Origin of the sequence: Paenibacillus glycanilyticus (genome assembly GCF_023715145.1) — a bacterium.
Lineage (GTDB): Bacteria > Bacillota > Bacilli > Paenibacillales > Paenibacillaceae > Pristimantibacillus > Pristimantibacillus glycanilyticus_A.
The window spans coordinates 1-18634 of the sequence record NZ_JAMBNP010000019.1; the positions used below are offsets into that span (position 1 = coordinate 1).

The following is an 18634-nucleotide window of genomic DNA, read 5'->3' on the forward strand; positions in this document are numbered from 1 at the left end:
GCATGTATTAGGCACGCCGCCAGCGTTCGTCCTGAGCCAGGATCAAACTCTCCATGAAATGGTGTTTTCATCGTTCGACCGAAACCGATCGACGAAAACCCCTTGGTTGTTTGACTTGCTCAAACTTTGTTTTATCGCTTTTTCCGTTATTTCTAACGGGGCAGTTTTGCTCGTTGTTCAGTTTTCAAAGAACAATTTTTTCAACAACGCTGCATATCTTATCACGTTATCGAATTCAGTGTCAAGCTTTATTTTTCATCAAATTTCTCGATGATTGTAAGCTTTTCTGTCCCAACCGCGTGTCTCTCTCGGCCGGAATTAGAATATACCATAGGCGTAAATACGATTGCAAGTCTTTTTTTGAAAAATCTCTTATTATTCGATCATAAACGTTCTATGACCCTATTACACAGTCTCTTATTAAGAAATGCTGAAAGCTCTTCTTCAATAGCTAGCGGCAAGACGTAAAAGGGGAGGTCCCTCCTTATGCGCACCAAAGCACACATCAAGGTTAACCTCCCCCTTAAACTGGGTTATGAATTATTGGACTTCACGGATATGGTACATAAGGCTGTCGAAATCGCCCTTCAGCGGCAGCTCTACGCCGATCCGCATGAGCGCCCGCCCGCTATGCTCACCGTCGATACCTTCAATACTATATTGTTTATCCGGATTTAAGCCTTGCAGGAGTAACCGTGGGGAACGGTCACCAAGCTTCTGGGAATGCAGGAATGCGAATAGCACGCTCTCTTCCTCGCCGCTCACGCCTACCCCGACGTACTGCACCGCCTCCACGCCTTTATGCTTCAGCATGCTCAATCGATACTGCCGGCCCGCTTGCACCAGCGGACGCACAGCCTTGTACTGCGAAACCAAAGAGGCCGCTTCCGCAAGCTGCTCCTCGCTCCAATGGTTCAGGTTGGCTCCGATGCCAAGCGTGCCAGTCATGGCGCTGTGGAAGCGATAAGGAATAGAAGTAACGCGTTTATTCATCCCGCTTATTTCTTCCGTCACCCAACAGGTCATCAGCTTAGGCGCGTAGACATACGAGAATCCTTCCTGAATGCTTAGCCGGTCGAAAGCGTCGGTGTTGTCGCTTGGCCATGCTTGGTCTGCGTAACGCAGCATCCCGAAATCGATGCGCGAACCGCCGCCTGCGCAAGTCTCGAACGCGACATGCGGGAATTTCTCGCGAAGCTCTGACCAGATCTCGTACAAGCTTCGCACATGGCGGACCCACAATTCCTTCTGCCGGTTCAGCGGATGGTTCTGCATGCCCGGTTCGGTAATCGTCCGGTTCATATCCCATTTGACAAAGGAGATGTTATGACGGTCTAGCAGCTTCGACATAAAATCAATGATATAGCTCTTCACTTCGGGCATGGAAATATTGAGAACAAGCTGATTGCGCAGCTCCGTCCGCGAGCGGGTCGGGAAATGGTAGACCCAATCGGGATGCTGCCGGTACAGGTCGCTGTCCGGATTAACGGCTTCCGGCTCGACCCAGATGCCGAACTCCATGCCAAGCCCGCGCACTTTATCGATCAACTCGCCAAGCCCGTTCGGGAACTTCTCCGGATTGACGGTCCAATCCCCGAGGCCCGCACGATCATGGTTGCGCTGTCCGAACCAGCCGTCATCGATGACGAACAGCTCCACCCCAAGCTTGGCCGCGCGCTCGGCAAGGGCCGTCTGATCCTGAACATTAACGTCGAAGTAAGTCGCTTCCCATGAATTGTACAGCACCTTCCGAAGTCCCCGGTCTGGCGCCACTACGTCATATTGATATTGGTGAAGCTGGCGACTCATCGAGCCAAATCCGCCAGAGGTATATCCCCCGATAAACGTCGGCGTCTCGAAGGTTTCTCCCGGAGCAAGCGTCCATTCGCTGTCGAAGTCGTTAATGCCGCCCGTAACCCGGACAAGGTCGAAAGCCGTCTTCTCCGCAACGATCTTCCAGTTGCCGCTCCACGCAAGCGCGCCGAACCATACTTGTCCGGATTCCTCCGTCGCCCTTCCGTCATCAATCGCAAACCAAGGGTTTGCGTGTCCATCGGTGAAGCCGCGCCGGGACTCGAGCACTTTCTTGCCTTCCGACAGCACTGTCTCCCTCAGCTGGAATTCACCAGCCCACTTGCCCGTTACATGCGTCAGGCGGTAGTCCTCAAGCACGGGCATTGTCCAAGCAGCCGATTGAGCGCTCTCCAGCACGATATCATGGCCGCCGGTATTGGCAATGACGACGGACCGTTCGATCAGGTCCAGGTCGGGCACGACCGTGTAGGTCAGACGCGCTTCGATCGGATACGTCTCGTCTTTCAGCGTGATCGTCAGCATCTCTTTGCCTTCTGCGCCATCTATCCGATATCCGTCGTACACAAGGCGCAGGTCGCGCACGCCATCGTGCAAGCGAACCTTCAGCGACGGCTCCATATAGGATAATCCGCCCCAAAAGGCGTATTCTTCAGCTTCGCGGTCGAGGGCTGCGTCAAACGAACTGTGCGAACGGGAACCCATGAGAGGCGCGCAATCCGCCGCTTGGACGGGCGCTCCCCAGTACAAATGCTGCAAGATGCCCTTGTCGTTCAAGCCAAACACATAAGAACTTCTCCGCGTCGAGATCGAAAACAGCTGCAAAACGGAATCAAATTGTATATTCAAGAGAATCACCTCATGTCATTGATGGGCTTATCGTACGGAAAAACGAAGCTCGAGGCCATTGACGATATGCGGATTATGATGGACGAAATAAGGATTCGCCATATTAGGCAATAAAAACGATAAAAATCCAATCGCCGTGCCAATGGCTCCCGCTCCTTAAGGCGGTATAATAGATTATTATAGAAGACTTACAACGATTTTGATCTCTTTATACTATATATAGCGCCAAAAGGAGAATCCGCATGAAAGCCATAATAGTCATGTTCGACTCGCTGAATCGCCATATGCTTCCTCCCTACGGAGGAAATGAAGTTCACGCGCCTAACTTCAGCAGACTCGCCAAGCGAAGCGTAACCTTCGATAACAACTGGGTAGGCAGCATGCCCTGCATGCCCGCAAGGCGGGATCTGCTCACCGGCCGCCATAACTTCCTGCACCGAAGCTGGGGCCCTCTGGAACCTTTTGACGACTCCTTGCCTGCGCTGCTGCGGAAGCAAGGAGTCTACTCCCACTTGGTCAGCGATCACTATCATTACTGGGAGGCAGGCGGCGCGACGTATCACGGTCAATATACGACTTGGGACAACGTGCGCGGACAAGAGGGCGATCCCTGGAAAGGCGTTGTTGCTGAGCCGAACATACCGGAGCATGTTCATCGCTATGAAGGCTATCGCGGTTGGCTCTTCCGCCAGGACTGGATTAACCGGCAATACATGAACACAGAGGACAGCCATTCGCAGTCGCTGACTTTCAAAAGGGGACTGGAGTTTATACATACCAACCGACACGAAGACCAATGGCTGCTTCAGATCGAAGCCTTTGATCCGCATGAGCCTTTTTTCGCGCCGCAAGCCTATCGGGACCTCTACCCTCACGACTACGATGGCAAACCCTTCGACTGGCCCAACTATGCGAAGGTGCAAGAAACGAGAAAAGAAGCGGAGCATTGCCGCTACGAGTATTCGGCGCTTCTCAGCATGTGCGACGCTTCGCTCGGCAAGGTGATGGACGCGATGGATGAATACGATCTATGGAAGGACACCATGCTGATCGTCACCACTGATCATGGTCTGCTCCTCGGCGAGCATGATTGGTGGGGCAAAAGCATGATGCCCTTTTATAACGAGATCGCTCGCACACCGCTGTTTGTATGGGATCCCCGCTCTGGCAGTCGAGGATTGCGATGCGGGCAATTAACGCAAATGATTGACCTTGCTCCAACTTTACTGGAGTTGTTCGGCGCCCCGATCATGCCCGATATGACCGGCATTCCGCTGACGAAGGCGTTAAAGGCAGAAGCCGAAGGACAACGAAACCGCGAGGCCGTGCTGTTCGGCATTCACGGCGCCCATGTCAACTGCACCGACGGACAATATGTCTATATGCGCGCCCCAGAGCATCCGGATAACTCGCCTCTGTACAACTATACCCTGATGCCCACGCATATGGCTTCGCTGTTCACCGTAGATGAGCTGCGCGGCATAGAGCTCGCCGAGCCCTTTCCGTTCACGAAAGGCGTGCGCACGCTTCGGATCAAGGCGGACAGCTTCGTCCCCGCCCACCGGATGGGCACGCTGCTTTACGACTTGGCCGTAGACCCGGGTCAAACGCAGCCGCTGGAGGACGAAGCTGCCGAGGAGCGAATGAAGCGACTGCTCGTATCTCTTATGAAAGCCAGCGATGCGCCGGCCGAACAATATGAACGTCTTGGCTTGAACTGAGCCGAACGTTCAGGCGTCGTCCAGCGAATAGCCGTAATCCCGGTACTCTTGCGGAGTGACGCCTACCAGCTTTTTAAACAAATAAGTAAAATACGCGGTTGTCTGAATGCCTACCTGATCGGCAACCTCGTAAACTTTAATATTGGGGTCCTGAAGCAGCTTCTTGGCGCGCCCGATTCGGGTGTCCTGAACGAATTCGGAGATCGTCCGGCCCATCTCCCTCTTGAACAATACACTGAGGTAGCTGACGTTCAAGTTAAATTTGTCCGCCAATTGCTTGACCGTCCAGTGTTCGTGAAGCCGTTCCTCGATGAATAGAGCAACTCTCCGCATCAGATTGTGCTGCTGATTCATATGCGCCTTCTGCTCGGTCGCCATATGCCGCTGCACGTAGTCGACAAGCAGATCTGCCATCTGCGATGCGTTGCCGCAATCCAGCATTCGCCGCCACATCAGAATGTGGGTCTCTCCATCCAGCTCATTCCTCCACTTCCAATGGCGAATCAGCTCACCAAGGAAGCTCATCCCCAAAGCTTGCGCGCTAGAGAAAGAAGCATTTTCGGTTACGAGCAGCGCTTCCTTGACCCGGTTCATATATTCGGCGACTTGGTCCAAATCGCCCGCTTCCAATCGCTTAATCAATTCCGGGACAAATTCATCGTGCACCCGGTATGCCGTAAAGTCGCCGGATTCCGCATCGTTATATCGCACGATCTGTCCGTCCGCGATGAGTCTCGCCTTGGCCATGCTGAACCGGATTTCCCTATACATTAATGGAGCATCTTCCCACGCAACGCCCTCGCGGCTGCAGCCAATCGTGACGGTGGCCTTGTATTGCTCTCTCATTATCGATTGGATGAACTGGAATTGCTTCTCCACTTTGGCGCGCGCCGCGGGCGACGGATGAGCTTGGAGCGCGACGAATTCATCCGGGGATGTCTGCGCAAGCCATATCGAATCGTCCTGAGAGAAGCCTATCTCTGCCGTTTTCTTGAATCCGCTGCCCAGCAGCATGCGTTGTTTCGCTTCCATGCCGGAAATGAGATTACGATCCAGGCCGAGGACGATAAGCTGATATCCGAGGTCCGGCTCGGGCAGCCTCAACAAGCCCTCCCACGAAGCAAGAAGCTCTCCTATGGGAATGGAATCGGCAATCAGATCGCCAACGAATCTTTCCTTGAGGAGCTTTTCGCTGCCGGATACTTTTTTCTCGAGCTCACGGGTCTGCTCGACAACTTCCCGCCGCATCTCAATCACAGTACGGAAGCTCTGCAGCCGGGCCGTGACCTCTTCCGTCTTCAGCGGCTTCAGCACGTAGGCTTGAGCGCCGACATGAATCGCATCCTGGACGAATTCGAATTCGTTGTAACCGCTGATCATCAGGATCTGGATATGGGGATGAATCCGCCTAGCCTCTGCCGCAAGCTCTATCCCGGTCATGCCGGGCATGGACACGTCCGAAATAAGGACGTCAACTTCCAAATCCTGCAGAATATCAACAGCCTCTTCCCCTGATTCCGCCGTCCACGGAGGCGCGAAGCCAAGCTCCTCCCATTCGATAAAATGGACGAGACCCTGCGCATGCGATATTTCATCGTCCACAATAAGTACGTTCAGCATCACTATCGTCCCTTCCTAATGGATGGCGGAGCCTGGCAGGCAGGAAAATGGATAGTGACCTGCGTCCATGCCCCTAATTGGCTTTCAATGTTGTAACCGGCATCAGCGCCGAAATACAGCGCCAGCCGCTCTTTTATATTGGTAGAGCCAAAGCCGTTGCCTTTGCCCGCATGGACGCCTTCGGCCAGCTGCCTGCTTATCTTCTCGGGGATTCCGTTCCCATTGTCGTACACCGACATCATGACCCCGTCCTCCAGCCTGGCAATGACGATACGGATGAGGGCGTTCCGCTTGCGGACAATTGCCCCGTGCTGGTAGCAATTCTCCACGATGGGCTGCAGAACCGTCTTGATCGTATACAGGTCCAGCGCGGATTCGTCGATGTCCCATTCAATCCGGACCTTGCCCGGGTATCGAAATTGACAGATATCCAGGTAAGCCTTCGCGTGCTGTATCTCTTCCCGGATCCGAATAACGCTGATTTGATTATTCAGCGTAAGCCTGTAGAAGGTTGTCAGCGAATCGATAATTTGTATTTGCTCCTGATCCCGGGCGTGCATCGCGCGCCAGCGAAGCAATCCGAGCGAATTATAAATGAAATGAGGATTGATCTGCGCCTGCAGTGCCCAGAAAGCCTGCTCCTTCTCCTGCAGTCCGGCTTGCGTAATGTCCTCCACAAGCTTGCCCAGCCGCGCAGACATCAGATTAAACATGTTTTCCAGCTCGCCGAGCTCGTCTTGTTCGTTATACCGGATCGCCGCTTCGAACTCGCCGCGCGACAGACCGCTCATTCGGTTACCCAGCTTATGAATGCGCCGAACGATGTTTTGCACGACGGTCATTAACAGCGAAACGGACAGCAGCAGGAAAAAGACGGTAATGCCAACGATCAACAGCAGGATTTTGCGGTCCTGGACGCTGAACTGCTTCATGGCCGTCGACGATACGACGTTCCACCCGGAAGACAGAGGCTTGACGATGAGCAGCTCTTTGCTGTGCGTGAGATCCAGCCAATGGGCGGTATTGGCGATATTCTCCTCCGCGAAATCTTCTTGCCAATCATTTAGCGCAAGCCTCTTCCCGATCTGCTCCCGGTCTGTCGAGGCCAGGATGCTCCTGTCGTTATCCACGATGAACAGGGTTCCCTTGTCATTAAACGGACGGTCGACCAGTTCCCCAAACACAGAGTCATAGTCCAGCAATATATAAACAAGCCCCAGCGGAGTACCTGTCCTGTCAATAATCTTGTGCGTAATGACGACGCGGTCGGGGCTGCCCGGCACGCCGCTCCATTCAAGAGGCTCCGAGGCCGCCATGTTTTCCCGATACCAGGCGCTTTCCTTTTGACCCGCAATGAATCTCGATTCCGGGCGCCATAACAGCTGACCGTCCTGCACGAGCGTGTCGTTCGTATGATAAATGCGAAAATCCAGGATGCCGGGCAAATATTTGCCCGTGAGCAGGAAGGTGCGGTCCACGTAATTAACGGTATCCACCACTTCGGTCATATCGTCGTACTGCCTGGAGAGACGGGATATCAGTTCGCCGTCGGTCGCCGTTCGGACGGCCAATAGATCGTAGTTTCGTTTGCTGAAATCAGCGATCTGCGCCGTCTGCAGGACCGTCTCATCCACGGCGGACAAGTAGCTGTTGTGGAAGCCCCGAGCGACCATATACACGGATCCGCTTCCCAAAAGCAGCGTAGGCAGCAGCAGAATGAGCACATAGAGGGACAAAATCTTGCCGCGGAGACTCATGCCGCGGGTAAATCGGATGATCCATCGAGAGAGAGGGAAACGCAAGAGACCCGCTCCTTTCTTGAAAAATGCCCAGCCGCAGCCGACGGAAGGGAAGCCGGCATCCCGGCTTCCCTTCTCTCACGGCTCAACAGCGCCGCATATATGGTTTACGCTCCTGGGTATTGCTTGGACAGCAGCGCATGCCACTCATCCTTCAGCTCGCTCCAATGCGCGCGCTTCTCAAGCGCCGACTGGAATTCGCTCCAAGCCGCTTCAAAAGCCTTGTCGTCCTTGGCCATCATCAGTTTGGCCTTGTATTCTTTCCTTACGTTCTCCAGCTCGGGAGAATATTTCTCCCACAGGCTGCCCGGTTCGGACTTAACCAAGTCATATGGCTCCGCGACGCGAATGGCTCCCATCTTGCTGATCGCGTTGGTGAAGTCGATCGTCTTCTGGCGTCCCGCTACCGTGTCGGTAGCCTCGTAGTTCCACCATGGATACCACTCGTTGCTGTACGAGGATGCTGCGTAAAGCTCAGGCGTCGTGCTTGCTTTCTTCGCCGCATCGCCGGAATCATGAAGAGCGGTGTAGTTCTCGTCGATATAATGCCATTTGCCCAGCGGCTTATCGACCCAATCCCAGAAGGTTCCCGCAGGTCCTTCATTGATTTCCTGCTGCATTTCCGGCTTAGGCGAAAGCGCGTAATCAAAGAATTTGAGAATGGCGTCGAGATTTTTCGTATTTTTGCTGATATACACGTCATCGCCAGGATTCGGATTGATGATGGTGTTGATGCCGACTTTGTCTACGCCAGCCACTTTAGGATACGGAACAGTCTGATAATACCAAGCCGGCGCGGTTGGTCCGTTCAGGACTTCCCACAGATGAGCATCCATGTTGAAGAATCCGCCAACGTTCATCGCCATGCGACCGGACTGATTTTTTTCCTTATAGCGCTCTTTTTTGTCCGTAATCGCTTCTTTGTCGATTAGTCCTTCGTTGTACATTTTGTTCATCCACTTGTAAGCTTCTTTGTATTGCGGATTATCATAGATGAACTCGTAGTCATCGCCCTTCTTCTCTACCGGAACAACGCCCCCGCCGCTGGTCGATACGCCAAACGTGTTCAGGATGACGTTCTCGTCGTTGGCATCCGACAGGAAGCCGAGCGGAATGAGCTTATTGCCGGAGGCGTCGGTCTGCTGGCTTGCGGCCTTCAAATATTGTTCCACGCCTTCAATCGTAGCCAAATCTTCCTTCTTCATGCCCGCTTTCTCCAGAACGTCCTCGCGTACGAACCAGCCAAGCGATGCCCAGCCCGGCCATGGATCCTCCGGATTCTGGTCAAACCACGTCGGAATGGACCAGATATGACCGTCCTTGTCCTTCATTGCATCCAGATATTGCTTCGGGATCGAAGCGAGTCCCGGATATTTGTCCGGCATGTCGAAGTACTGCTCGAGCGGTTGAATGGTGCCGGAACGAATCATGGACGTATTGATAACATCGTTCCGTCCGAAGAGGGCCGCATCCTCGAAGCCGCCGGTATTCAGCTTCAGGTTAAGCGCGGTGGCGGCGTCTCCCTGCGTAGATTCGACCTGCACGTCGACAAACGGTTCGTTCTCTCTCCAATATTTTTGAACCATGCTGTCGTTGTTGACGGTGGTCGTCCATCCGAGCCACAGATCAAACTTTCCTCCTTGCTTGCCTCCCTCAGCCGTCTGTCCGGTCTGTTCCGGATCTTGCGATGGCGAGTTCGTCGAGCTGCCGCCCCCGCCCGAGCAGGCGGTTAATGCCAGCATAAGCGCGGCAAGCGCGCCGGCCGTGGCCGACTTTGCATAAAATGCGCGACTTTTCATATTCTTTCCCCTCTCTGTCTAGCTACTATTTTGGTATATGTGGTAAATCCTAATACCCTGCGATAACTTGCAAGATCGGAAAACCTTAACCTTTGACCGAACCAATGAGTACGCCTTTGACAAAAAATCGCTGAAGAAACGGATACACGCACAAAATTGGAATGGCACTTACCATAACGGTTGCCATCTTGACGGACATTAGCGTCACTTGGGACAAGTTTCTGCTGCCCCGCGCGAGCGCCTCCACGCTATTATTGGAACCCATCACCACCGAGATATCCTGGGCGGACAAAAGCTGCTGCAGGAACGTTTGAACCGGAATCAGATTCTGATCCGAGACGAAAAAGGCGCCGGCGAACCAATCGTTCCAGTGCATAACGCCCGTGAAGAGACCAAGAGCCGCGAGCATCGGCTTGGAAAGCGGAATTATAATGGAGAACAGGACTCTCGGGGGCTTGGCGCCATCCATCTCCGCCGATTCGATCAACGCCTCCGGAATACCTTGGATAAACTTCAGCATGACGAACATGTTCCAGGCCGAAAAGGCGCTTGGCAGAATGTATACCCAGAACGTGTTGATCAAAGACAGATTAAACAGCTGGATGTAAAACGGAATCAGGCCGCCGCTAAACAGCATCGTGATCAGAACGATCGTCAGCAGCGTCTTTCTCGCCGGCATCTGCCTGTAGGACAAGGCGAACGCGGCAAGAAGGGTTACCAGAAGACCGCTGATTGTGCCGATAATCGTTCGCAGAATCGTAATTAGGTAGGAGTGCTGAATGACCTTGTTGCCAAGCACGATATGGAAGTTGGACAACGTGAACTCCCTCGGCCACAAGTATACGCCTCCCTTGGCGGCGTCGCTTCCCGTGTTGAGAGAAATCGCCAGCATGTAAAGGAACGGATAGAGGACCGTCAGGCAGAGCAGCAGCAGGAGCAGGGTAATAACCGTTTGCCCGATCTTTTCGCCAGTTGAACGTTTCATTCGGTTACCAGAGCCCCTCTCCGTTGATTCTTCTGGATATCTGGTTCGTGCTGAGAACCAGCAGCAGACTGATAACCGAAGACAACAATCCTACTGCCGTCGCGCTGCCGAAATAGCCTTGCTGCAAACCGCTTCGGAGAATATACGTATCCAGAACGTCCGCAACCGGCTGGTTGGCAGGGTTCATCAGCGGATAGATTTGATCCATGCCGACCGCAATGAGGCTTGGCATGCTGAGGATCAGAACGATGGAAATCGTCGGCAGGATGCCCGGGAACGTGATGTGCCGAATTTGCGCCAGACGACCCGCTCCTTCCACCTTGGCCGCTTCGTAGAGCTGCGGGTCGATGGACGTAATGGCGGCCAGATACAGAATCGTGTTCCAGCCAACTTCCTTCCACAATCCGCTCGCTACGATCATCGGGCGGAACCACTCGGTCGAGCCCAGGAAGAATACCGGATCACCGCCGAGAGACACGATCAGCTGATTAATGAGACCGTTGTCCAGAGTGAGCAGCGACTGCAGAATGTAAGCGACTACAATCCAGGAGAAAAAATGGGGCAAATAGCTGACCGATTGAACGAACCGTTTGAAGCCCCCGTGGCTTACCTCGTTAATCATCAATGCCAAAATGATTGGTGCGGGAAAGCCAAACACAAATTTAAGCAACGCGATGTACACGGTGTTCCTTACCACAAGCCAGAATTGGCTGTCGTGAAGGAATGCAAAATTTTCGAAGCCGGTCCAAGGGCTGTTCCAGATGGTGTAGCCGATATGGAAGTCCTTGAACGCCACCTGTATGCCGGCCATCGGCACGTAGCTGAACAGCAGAAGCAGCACGACGGCCGGCATGATCATGAGATATTGCCATTTGTATTTAAGTATGGCAGACATCGTATCACCTCTTTCTAGCTTAATTGTACGGCGGCGATGGCCTTTCGAACTACGCAACAACGATTGGTTTTCTATCGCAATGTTTGTTAATTGGGCTTGGAAGAGCGAAAGAAAGGACACACGCCGGCGGCAATGGCCGCAAGCGTCCGTCCTCCCTCCGAAGCAAGAACCGTTATTATTCAAAAGTATCGAATAAACTCGTAACCGAAAGCTGCTCACGGAACGACTCCAGGTCAAGCGCTTCGGACAAGCCGTTCTTCGGTACCGTCACAATGGCCGGCCGGTCGGCCGAAAGGGCAAATACGTTATCGCTCCATCTGGCATCGGCACCGCTCAGCTCCAGAAGAACAAATGGCGCGAATGCCCTGCTCTCCAGACTAACGACAAACCGGTCGTCTTCCTCGGTCACCGCCGCATGGATCTCCGGGTTCAGCAGCTCGAAATGCTTTGGCTTAACAAACAGTGCCGTACCCGAGCTGATTGTCTCTTCGCCAATGACAAATTCAAAGGCCAGATAGCTTTGGCTGAGCTGCTGCTTAGTCATAAGCGTGGCGGAGAAGTCCAAAGAGACAATTTCCGCCGAGGTAAGAGCATCCAGGGATACTTCAGCTTCGCCGAACCGAATCGTATCCGACTTGCGGTCGAGCAGCCGCCAGCGCAGCTGTCCGCGGACGGTCTGAAGCGATTCGTTGGTCACGTGCAGCGCTACCGTTGTCCCCTCTTCATGGGCAGAAGCAAGCACCGGCGCAAAGAAACGCTTGGCGGCATGATGGGTTGCTTTCCAGCGGCCGAAGTAATCCAGGCTGGACCAGGATGCTCCCGGCCAGATGTCATTAAGCTGCCAATATACCGCGCCCATGCATCTGCCGCGATTGCGTCTCCAATGCTCCACGCCAACCCGCATGCCTTCGGCCTGAATGAGTTGGGAGACATAGAGAAGCTTATCGAAATTTCTAGGATACTTAAAATATTCGCTGATGTAATACATGATTTTCTCGTTGCCGGTACCGTTCTTTTGATGAGCTTCCATCACGTGCGAGAAGATATTCCGGTCTTCGGGCAGCGTAAAGGTCTCAACCGTCTTGATGGACGGGAATGACTGCAGGCCGAACTCGGACATAAAACGCGGATGAAGCGTCCGGTATTCCGTGATTGGCTTCCGTCCATGCCAGACATCCCAATAATGCATGTCGCCGATATGCTCGTTATTCGGGTCGTCGATGCCGCCCTTGGAGGATGGCGACGACACCAAATAGGACGTGTTCGGATCGAGCGACTGCGACAGCACGGGCAGGAACTCTTCGAACTGCTTCAGATAATCATCGCGTTGCTTCTCGCCGTAGCGTTCCGTCCAGCCCCAATACGCCCAGGCGTATTCCAGCTCGTTGTTCCCGCTCCAGAGGCCAAGCGAGGCGTGGTGACGAAGCCGCTTCATATTGTCGATCGTCTCGAGGCGGATATTTTCCTTGAACTCGTCATTAAAATCGTAAGCTCCGCAAGCGTATAAGTGATCCTGCCACACGATCAGGCCATGCCGGTCGCATAGGTCGTAGAAGTAATCGTCGGCGTAGTACCCGCCGCCCCATACGCGGATACAGTTGTAGTTGGCTTCCACGCAGCTTTGGATCAGCTGTTCCGTCCGCTCGTTGCTGCGACGGCCGAATATGTTGTCTTCCGGAATGAAATTGGCGCCCATGGCGAAGATTTCGTGTCCGTTCACTTCAAACGCAAACGATTCCCCCCACTCATCCGGCTGGCGGACAACGCGAAGCGTCCGAAGGCCGATGTTCAGCGAGCGCTCGTCAAGAACCCGCTCCTCGCCGAGCAGTTGAATCCGCACTCCGTACAAAGGCTGGCTTCCGAGATTGTTCGGCCACCATAGCTCGGGACTCGCAATATTGATTTCGAGCTTAGCGGTATCCCCTACCTGGCTGACCAACGCATCCAGCGTCCGCCCATCGGGCGTCTCCATGGAAACGAGAAGCGTAAGCGGAATTTCGGAGGACCACCTTTCCAAAGCGGCGGCAATCTCCACCGTAACGTTGTTGTCACCGTGCTTCTGCGTGATGACAACATCATCGATTCGGGCATTGTTAAAGCCGCATAGCGACATATCCCGCCAGATCCCCATATCGGGAAGCTGCGGACCCCAGTCCCAGCCAAACATGCTATGCGCCTTGCGCAAATGCGAGATGCCCGGTACGGCATCGGCGCAGCTCGTCAAGAACAGCTCCTTGTCCTTCGCGAGCACGTAGTTCGTAGCCGAGTGGATGATGACGTGAATTTCATTGCTGCCGGCGGACAACAGATCCTTTACATCGGCTTCGTAGGTGCGATGCATATTGTTCGTATTTAATACGGCTTGTCCGTTCACGTAGACCTCGCACAGCGTATCCAATCCCTCGCAGCGGAGCAATACGCGGTCCAGCAGTAGCAAGTCCTCGTCGACGAGGAAGCTGCGGCGGTATTCGTAGTCGAACTTGGTCAGCTCCAAAATATCGTATTCGTTGTCTCGGAAGTACGGATCTTCCATCTTTCCGGCAGACAACAGATCATGGAATACGGAGCCCGGAACGGTAGCTTTATTCCATTCCGCTTCATCCGTTCTTTTCATCGTCCAATTGCCGTTCAGCGTTACTGAGCGCATGCTTATCAACCTGCTTTCAAAAGTTAAAATTGTGCTGGAATGATGCATTTCTTCCAACCTTATGGTGTGGAAAATGCTTGATTCGGGCCTATCTTAGCACTCGAGGCCGGTCATGGTCTTGTTATGCATCTACTTTTTTTGTGCTATATTAACATCGATAATGAAGAATCTATTAACGAGACGGAGGCAACCTCAATGACCGTTTCCATGCTGTATGCGGCTACTCTGATTGATCCGCTGGTGCAATCCAACTTCCATATCGTGCATTCGGTGAAACATGCGTATCCGCTGCACGGACACGACTTCTACGAGATCTTCATCGTCATATCCGGCCAATGCACGCATTCGGTTAACGGAGAAGCCCAATTTTTGAAAGAGGGGTCTATGGTATTCATTCGTCCCGACGATACGCATAGCTATGATTTGTTGGAAGGAGAAGACTGCCAATTCCTGAACGTTAATTTCTATAAGGAGGTCGTGGAGAGTGCCTTCGATTACATCGGTCATGCGGCGTTCGCCCAGGCACTTCGGACTCCCCCTCTTCCTCCTGTTACCATGCTGTCCGGAACAGACATGGAGGCACTGATGAGGAAAAGCGAACAAATTCAGTTGTATACCTCAACGGATAAACAAAAAGCGAGAACGATGGCCCGCAGCTTCTTAAACGACGCGCTGACCTCTTTCTTCCTCCACTTCCGAAATGACAGCACGAAGACCATGCCGCCATGGTTCAATCATCTGCTAGGGCAGCTTCAGAAAAAAGAGAACTTTAGCGCCGGTCTGCCTCGCTTGCGCGAATTGACGGACCGAAGCGACGGCCATCTCAATCGCATCTTCAAGCAGTATCTTCGCATGACGCCAACCGCTTACTTGAACCATCTTAAGCTTGGTTATGCCAAGAACTTGCTGCTCACAACGCAGCTTCCCATTGTAGACATCGCCTTCGAGGCCGGCTTCGATAATTTGAGCCACTTCTATCACCTGTTCAAAGACGCCTACGGCATCGCGCCGGGCAAAATCCGCAATTGGCAGTAGCGGCGTGCTCCGCCGGCAGGAGCCGAATAGGCGCGGTTCCGATCTTAATGTTATAATGGCGGCAAATCCTAACTATCGACGAGAGAAGGCAAGGCGCTTGAGATTCCGGAATATCTACCGAAACTATATACAGAACAACCTGTTCGTCAAAGTCATTCTCGTCTTTGCGCTCATCGTGCATGTGACGATTATCACGCTCTCTTACCTGCTCTTCGGTCTCATATCCGATTCCATTGTTAACAGCGAGCTGAACAACCAGAAGCAAGCGATGGAACGAGTCAACCGCTATATCGAGCAGAAGTACGACTGGGTGCAAAACACGGTGCAGGACATCTACCGCAACAGCCAGCTCGCCAGTAACGCTTCCTACTTTCTCCGGCATTCCTACAGCGATTACGCGCAGTACATGCTCGACCAGAACTACGCGGGAGGCAACGAGAGCGCGGTCGATATCCTGAGCTATCTGTCAGACCGGATGGATAGCGACCCCGACATCCAGAATATCCTGTTGTACAGTACGGACATGCAGCAATTGTACGCCTTCAACGTGAACGGCCCGCGACGGCTGTACAAGACCAATCCCATCCGCTCGTACATTCCCGAGATCATGGCAGCGGAAGGGCCCGTGGCGGCGACGCCGAACATCTGGATCCGCGGGTTGATCGGCCAATGGAATTCGCAGCTATATTCCATGCGCGTCCAGGTGAATGATAAGAACACGCTGAAGAACATCGGACAGCTGCTCGTATATTTCGATTCCGGCATGGTGAACCGGTCGCTCGACCAGCAGCGGACTCCGCTCAAGGGCGAGATTCTGGTGCTGTCGCCGGACGGGCAGGTGCTGTCCGATTCCGCGAACCGTTATTACGGACAGATCTTCCCGTACATGAAGCAAATCGGCTCCCTGAAGGAAACCGAGCTGCTCGACGAGCCGTCGTACATCTCTACGCTGACACAGAACAAAGCCGGCTATTTCGTCGTCGGCATTACGCCCAAGAGGGTGATGGCCGAGGCTTACGCGGGCCTCAAGCGGACGATCATTCTGATCAGTTCGATCTGCATCGTCGTCGCGGTGATCATTCCGTCCATCGTGATCGTCAATATCGCGCGGCGGACGAACCGGATCGTGCACTTCATGCGGAAGGTGGAGGGCGGCAATCTCACTGCCCGCCTGCAGGACGCCCGCGAGGACGAGCTTGGGCAGATCTCTCAGAGCTTCAACGAGATGCTCGATGAGCTTGGCCGTCATATCGACCGGGAATACAAGGCGGAGCTGCGGCATAAGCAGACGGAGCTTGCCGCTCTGCAAGCCAGGGTCAACCCGCATTTTCTCTACAACACGCTGGAGGTCATCCGAATGCGGGCAATGTCGCAGGGCGCTGTCGACGTAGGCGAGATGATCTACAGCCTCGCGGCGCTGTTCCGCAACTCGGTCAGCGCGAAGGCGGAGAACACGCTGGGCGAAGAGCTCGAGATGTGCAGGCTGTACCTGGAGCTGTTCCGTATCCGCTACAAAGACAAATTCACCTACGAGGTCGAATGCGACCAGGAGCTGTTGAGGGTTCCGATCGCAAAGCTGCTGCTGCAGCCGGTCGTGGAGAACTATATCGTGCACGGGATGGATTCCCGGAGAAAGAACAACCGCCTGATTATCGAAGCCAAGCAAGAGCACGGCCTGATCCATGTCCGGATCCGCGATAACGGCAAAGGCATCGAGGCGGAGCAGCTCGCGCGCATCATGCGCCGGCTGAAGATGCCGGAAACCGAGGAACAGGAGTCCTTCGGGCTGCGCAGCGTGCACGAGCGGATTGAACTGGTACACGGACCCGGCTATGGGTTAAACGTAGAAAGCACGCCCGGGAAAGGGACATTGGTTACGGTGACCTGGCCCGCGGCTGAACAACAGGAGGAAGCTGGCGATGTATAAAGTATTGCTCGTGGACGACGAGCCGTTTATCACGGAAGGCTTAAGCGACGCCGTCGATTGGTCCGCCTTTGGCCTCGAGGTCGTCGGAAGCGCCGAAGACGGCGAGGAAGCGTTGGAGCGACTGCGCGAGCTGCCGGTCGACCTGCTCATTACAGACATCTCGATGCCGATCATGACCGGGCTTGAACTGATCCGCAAAGCGCGGGAGCTGCAGCCGCAATTGAAGGTGATCATCCTGAGCGGGTTCAACGAATTCAATTATCTCAAGGAAGGCATGCGCCTTGGCATCGAGAACTACCTGCTCAAGCCGATTAACTTCGGGGAGCTGGAGGAAACGCTGACGGATACGGTACGGAAGCTGGAGGCGGACAAGCCGGCGCAGCCGCTGGGGGAAGACGAGATAAACATCCTGCGGGACAATGTCATGACAAGGTGGGTAAACGGGCGGATCGCGTTGCCCGAGCTGACGGAGCGAATCGGGCTCCTCGGCATCGATCTCTCGAAGCCGTATGTGGCGCTGGCAATCTTTTGTTTTCACCCGGGGCCTGATGCAGCCGGTCAAGATCTGGACAATTGCATCGCCGATCTCTTGGCCGAGGAGACGGACGGCTTGTCGCTAATTCCCTTTCGCAACGATGAGGGCGAGCTGGTCGCGGCCTGCTGCATAAACGGGGACGAGCAGAAGCAATCTAAGGTGACGGCAGCCTTGGAAAGAGTGGCGGATAAATGGGAGAGCAAGCAGCTCGGACCGCGGATCGCGCTCGGCGGGATTGTGGCAACGGCCGATGCCGCCGCAAGCTACGCAGAAGCGCGTAAAACGCAGCAGTTTTTCCTTGTGCGGCATGACCGGCATTTGCTCGATTATGCGGATATTTCCGCGGAGACGGCGGCATTACCTTCTGGATTGTTCGAATGGGAGGCTTATGCCAAACCCATCCTTGCCAAAGACAAGGACGAGCTGGCGGAGGTCATCAACCGCGATTTCGCGGCTATACGAATGGCGGACAGCTTGCATCCCGTCCGCGCGAAGAGCGCCGCCATCGAGCTCATGATTCTGATGAAGATCGAGGTCGACAAGCTCGGACGGGCCGATGCCGCGGAGGTGTTCCAAGGCGCGCTCGACCAGGCGGTGACCGCGGCAACGCTCGAAGGCGTGGAGATTGCCGTGCGGACGGCAGCCTTCTTCGCCGCCGATTCGTTCTCCGGGGAAGACATGAGTCCCGTCATCAAGCAGGCGCTGCGCTATATCCACGAGCACTACGCGGAGGCGCTGACGCTCAAGTCGCTTGGACTTCAATTCCATATTCACCCCAATTACCTCGGACAGCTCTTTCACAAGCAGACAGGGGATACGTTTACGGATTACCTGAATAAATTTCGCATCGACAAAGCCAAGGAACTGCTGGCGGACAGCCGGCTCAAGGTTAATGAGATCGCAAGACTGGTCGGGTACTGGGAGACCGGCTACTTCTACAAGCAATTCAAGAAGCATGTCGGGATGGTGCCGGGCGATTTTAAGGAGCTGCTGTGACGCCGAGGCGCCAT

General features: G+C 54.1%; 12 protein-coding genes. 5 read left to right on the plus strand and 7 right to left on the minus strand.

The annotated features are described in order from the left end of the window. On the plus strand, nt 1-274 hold a 274-nt coding region (locus tag M3194_RS29105; RefSeq protein WP_251657656.1), incomplete at its 5' end, for a hypothetical protein. 266 nt (nt 275-540) lie between these two features. Here M3194_RS29105 and M3194_RS29110 read toward each other — a convergent pair. Beyond that, nucleotides 541-2661 carry an alpha-galactosidase gene (locus M3194_RS29110; protein ID WP_251657657.1) on the minus strand — a complete coding sequence of 707 codons (2121 nt, stop codon included), beginning with the start codon at nt 2659-2661 and terminating at the stop codon, nt 541-543. Nucleotides 2662-2903: 242 nt separating this feature from the next. On the opposite strand from M3194_RS29110, the gene M3194_RS29115 reads away from it, so the two are divergent. Then, nucleotides 2904-4382, plus strand: coding sequence for a sulfatase (locus M3194_RS29115; protein WP_251657658.1), 1479 nt, complete (start codon nt 2904-2906; stop codon nt 4380-4382). Between the two features lie 9 nt (nt 4383-4391). Here M3194_RS29115 and M3194_RS29120 read toward each other — a convergent pair whose 3' ends face one another. From M3194_RS29120 to M3194_RS29145, 6 genes are all read right to left on the minus strand, one after another. Next, nucleotides 4392-6002, minus strand: coding sequence for a response regulator (locus M3194_RS29120; RefSeq protein ID WP_251657705.1), 1611 nt, complete (start codon nt 6000-6002; stop codon nt 4392-4394). Nucleotides 6003-6004: 2 nt separating this feature from the next. Continuing rightward, nucleotides 6005-7804, minus strand: coding sequence for a cache domain-containing sensor histidine kinase (locus tag M3194_RS29125; RefSeq protein WP_251657659.1), 1800 nt, complete (start codon nt 7802-7804; stop codon nt 6005-6007). Nucleotides 7805-7908: 104 nt separating this feature from the next. After that, nucleotides 7909-9600 (minus strand): type 2 periplasmic-binding domain-containing protein, encoded by a 1692-nt coding sequence (locus tag M3194_RS29130; RefSeq protein WP_251657660.1) that lies wholly within the window; start codon nt 9598-9600, stop codon nt 7909-7911. Nucleotides 9601-9685: 85 nt separating this feature from the next. Next, nucleotides 9686-10585, minus strand: a complete 900-nt coding sequence (locus M3194_RS29135) for a carbohydrate ABC transporter permease (RefSeq protein WP_251657661.1) — start codon at nt 10583-10585, stop codon at nt 9686-9688. A 4-nt stretch (nt 10586-10589) separates the two neighbouring features. After that, on the minus strand, nt 10590-11480 hold the full coding sequence (locus M3194_RS29140) for an ABC transporter permease (protein ID WP_251657662.1): 891 nt from the start codon (nt 11478-11480) through the stop codon (nt 10590-10592). Nucleotides 11481-11655: 175 nt separating this feature from the next. Then, nucleotides 11656-14127 carry a beta-mannosidase gene (locus M3194_RS29145; protein ID WP_251657663.1) on the minus strand — a complete coding sequence of 824 codons (2472 nt, stop codon included), beginning with the start codon at nt 14125-14127 and terminating at the stop codon, nt 11656-11658. 195 nt (nt 14128-14322) lie between these two features. On the opposite strand from M3194_RS29145, the gene M3194_RS29150 reads away from it, so the two are divergent. The 3 genes from M3194_RS29150 to M3194_RS29160 all read left to right on the plus strand — a co-directional run bounded on the left by M3194_RS29150 (nt 14323) and on the right by M3194_RS29160 (nt 18620). Then, nucleotides 14323-15162: an AraC family transcriptional regulator gene (locus M3194_RS29150; RefSeq protein WP_251657664.1), complete on the plus strand. Its 840-nt coding sequence runs from the start codon at nt 14323-14325 to the stop codon at nt 15160-15162. A gap of 97 nt (nt 15163-15259) precedes the next feature. Further along, on the plus strand, nt 15260-17089 hold the full coding sequence (locus tag M3194_RS29155) for a cache domain-containing sensor histidine kinase (protein ID WP_251657665.1): 1830 nt from the start codon (nt 15260-15262) through the stop codon (nt 17087-17089). Next, nucleotides 17082-18620 (plus strand): response regulator transcription factor, encoded by a 1539-nt coding sequence (locus M3194_RS29160; protein ID WP_251657666.1) that lies wholly within the window; start codon nt 17082-17084, stop codon nt 18618-18620. Before M3194_RS29155 ends, M3194_RS29160 begins: the two co-directional genes overlap by 8 nt. Nucleotides 18621-18634 lie beyond the last annotated feature (14 nt).

What these genes read in the sequence shown, in the direction of transcription:
- M3194_RS29115 (WP_251657658.1), top strand. Translation starts at nt 2,904, where the DNA reads ATGAAAGCCATAATAGTCATGTTCGACTCGCTGAATCGCCATATGCTT.
- M3194_RS29120 (WP_251657705.1), bottom strand. Translation starts at nt 6,002, where the DNA reads ATGCTGAACGTACTTATTGTGGACGATGAAATATCGCATGCGCAGGGT.
- M3194_RS29130 (WP_251657660.1), bottom strand. Translation starts at nt 9,600, where the DNA reads ATGAAAAGTCGCGCATTTTATGCAAAGTCGGCCACGGCCGGCGCGCTT.
- M3194_RS29135 (WP_251657661.1), bottom strand. Translation starts at nt 10,585, where the DNA reads ATGAAACGTTCAACTGGCGAAAAGATCGGGCAAACGGTTATTACCCTG.
- M3194_RS29140 (WP_251657662.1), bottom strand. Translation starts at nt 11,480, where the DNA reads ATGTCTGCCATACTTAAATACAAATGGCAATATCTCATGATCATGCCG.
- M3194_RS29145 (WP_251657663.1), bottom strand. Translation starts at nt 14,127, where the DNA reads ATGCGCTCAGTAACGCTGAACGGCAATTGGACGATGAAAAGAACGGAT.
- M3194_RS29150 (WP_251657664.1), top strand. Translation starts at nt 14,323, where the DNA reads ATGACCGTTTCCATGCTGTATGCGGCTACTCTGATTGATCCGCTGGTG.
- M3194_RS29160 (WP_251657666.1), top strand. Translation starts at nt 17,082, where the DNA reads ATGTATAAAGTATTGCTCGTGGACGACGAGCCGTTTATCACGGAAGGC.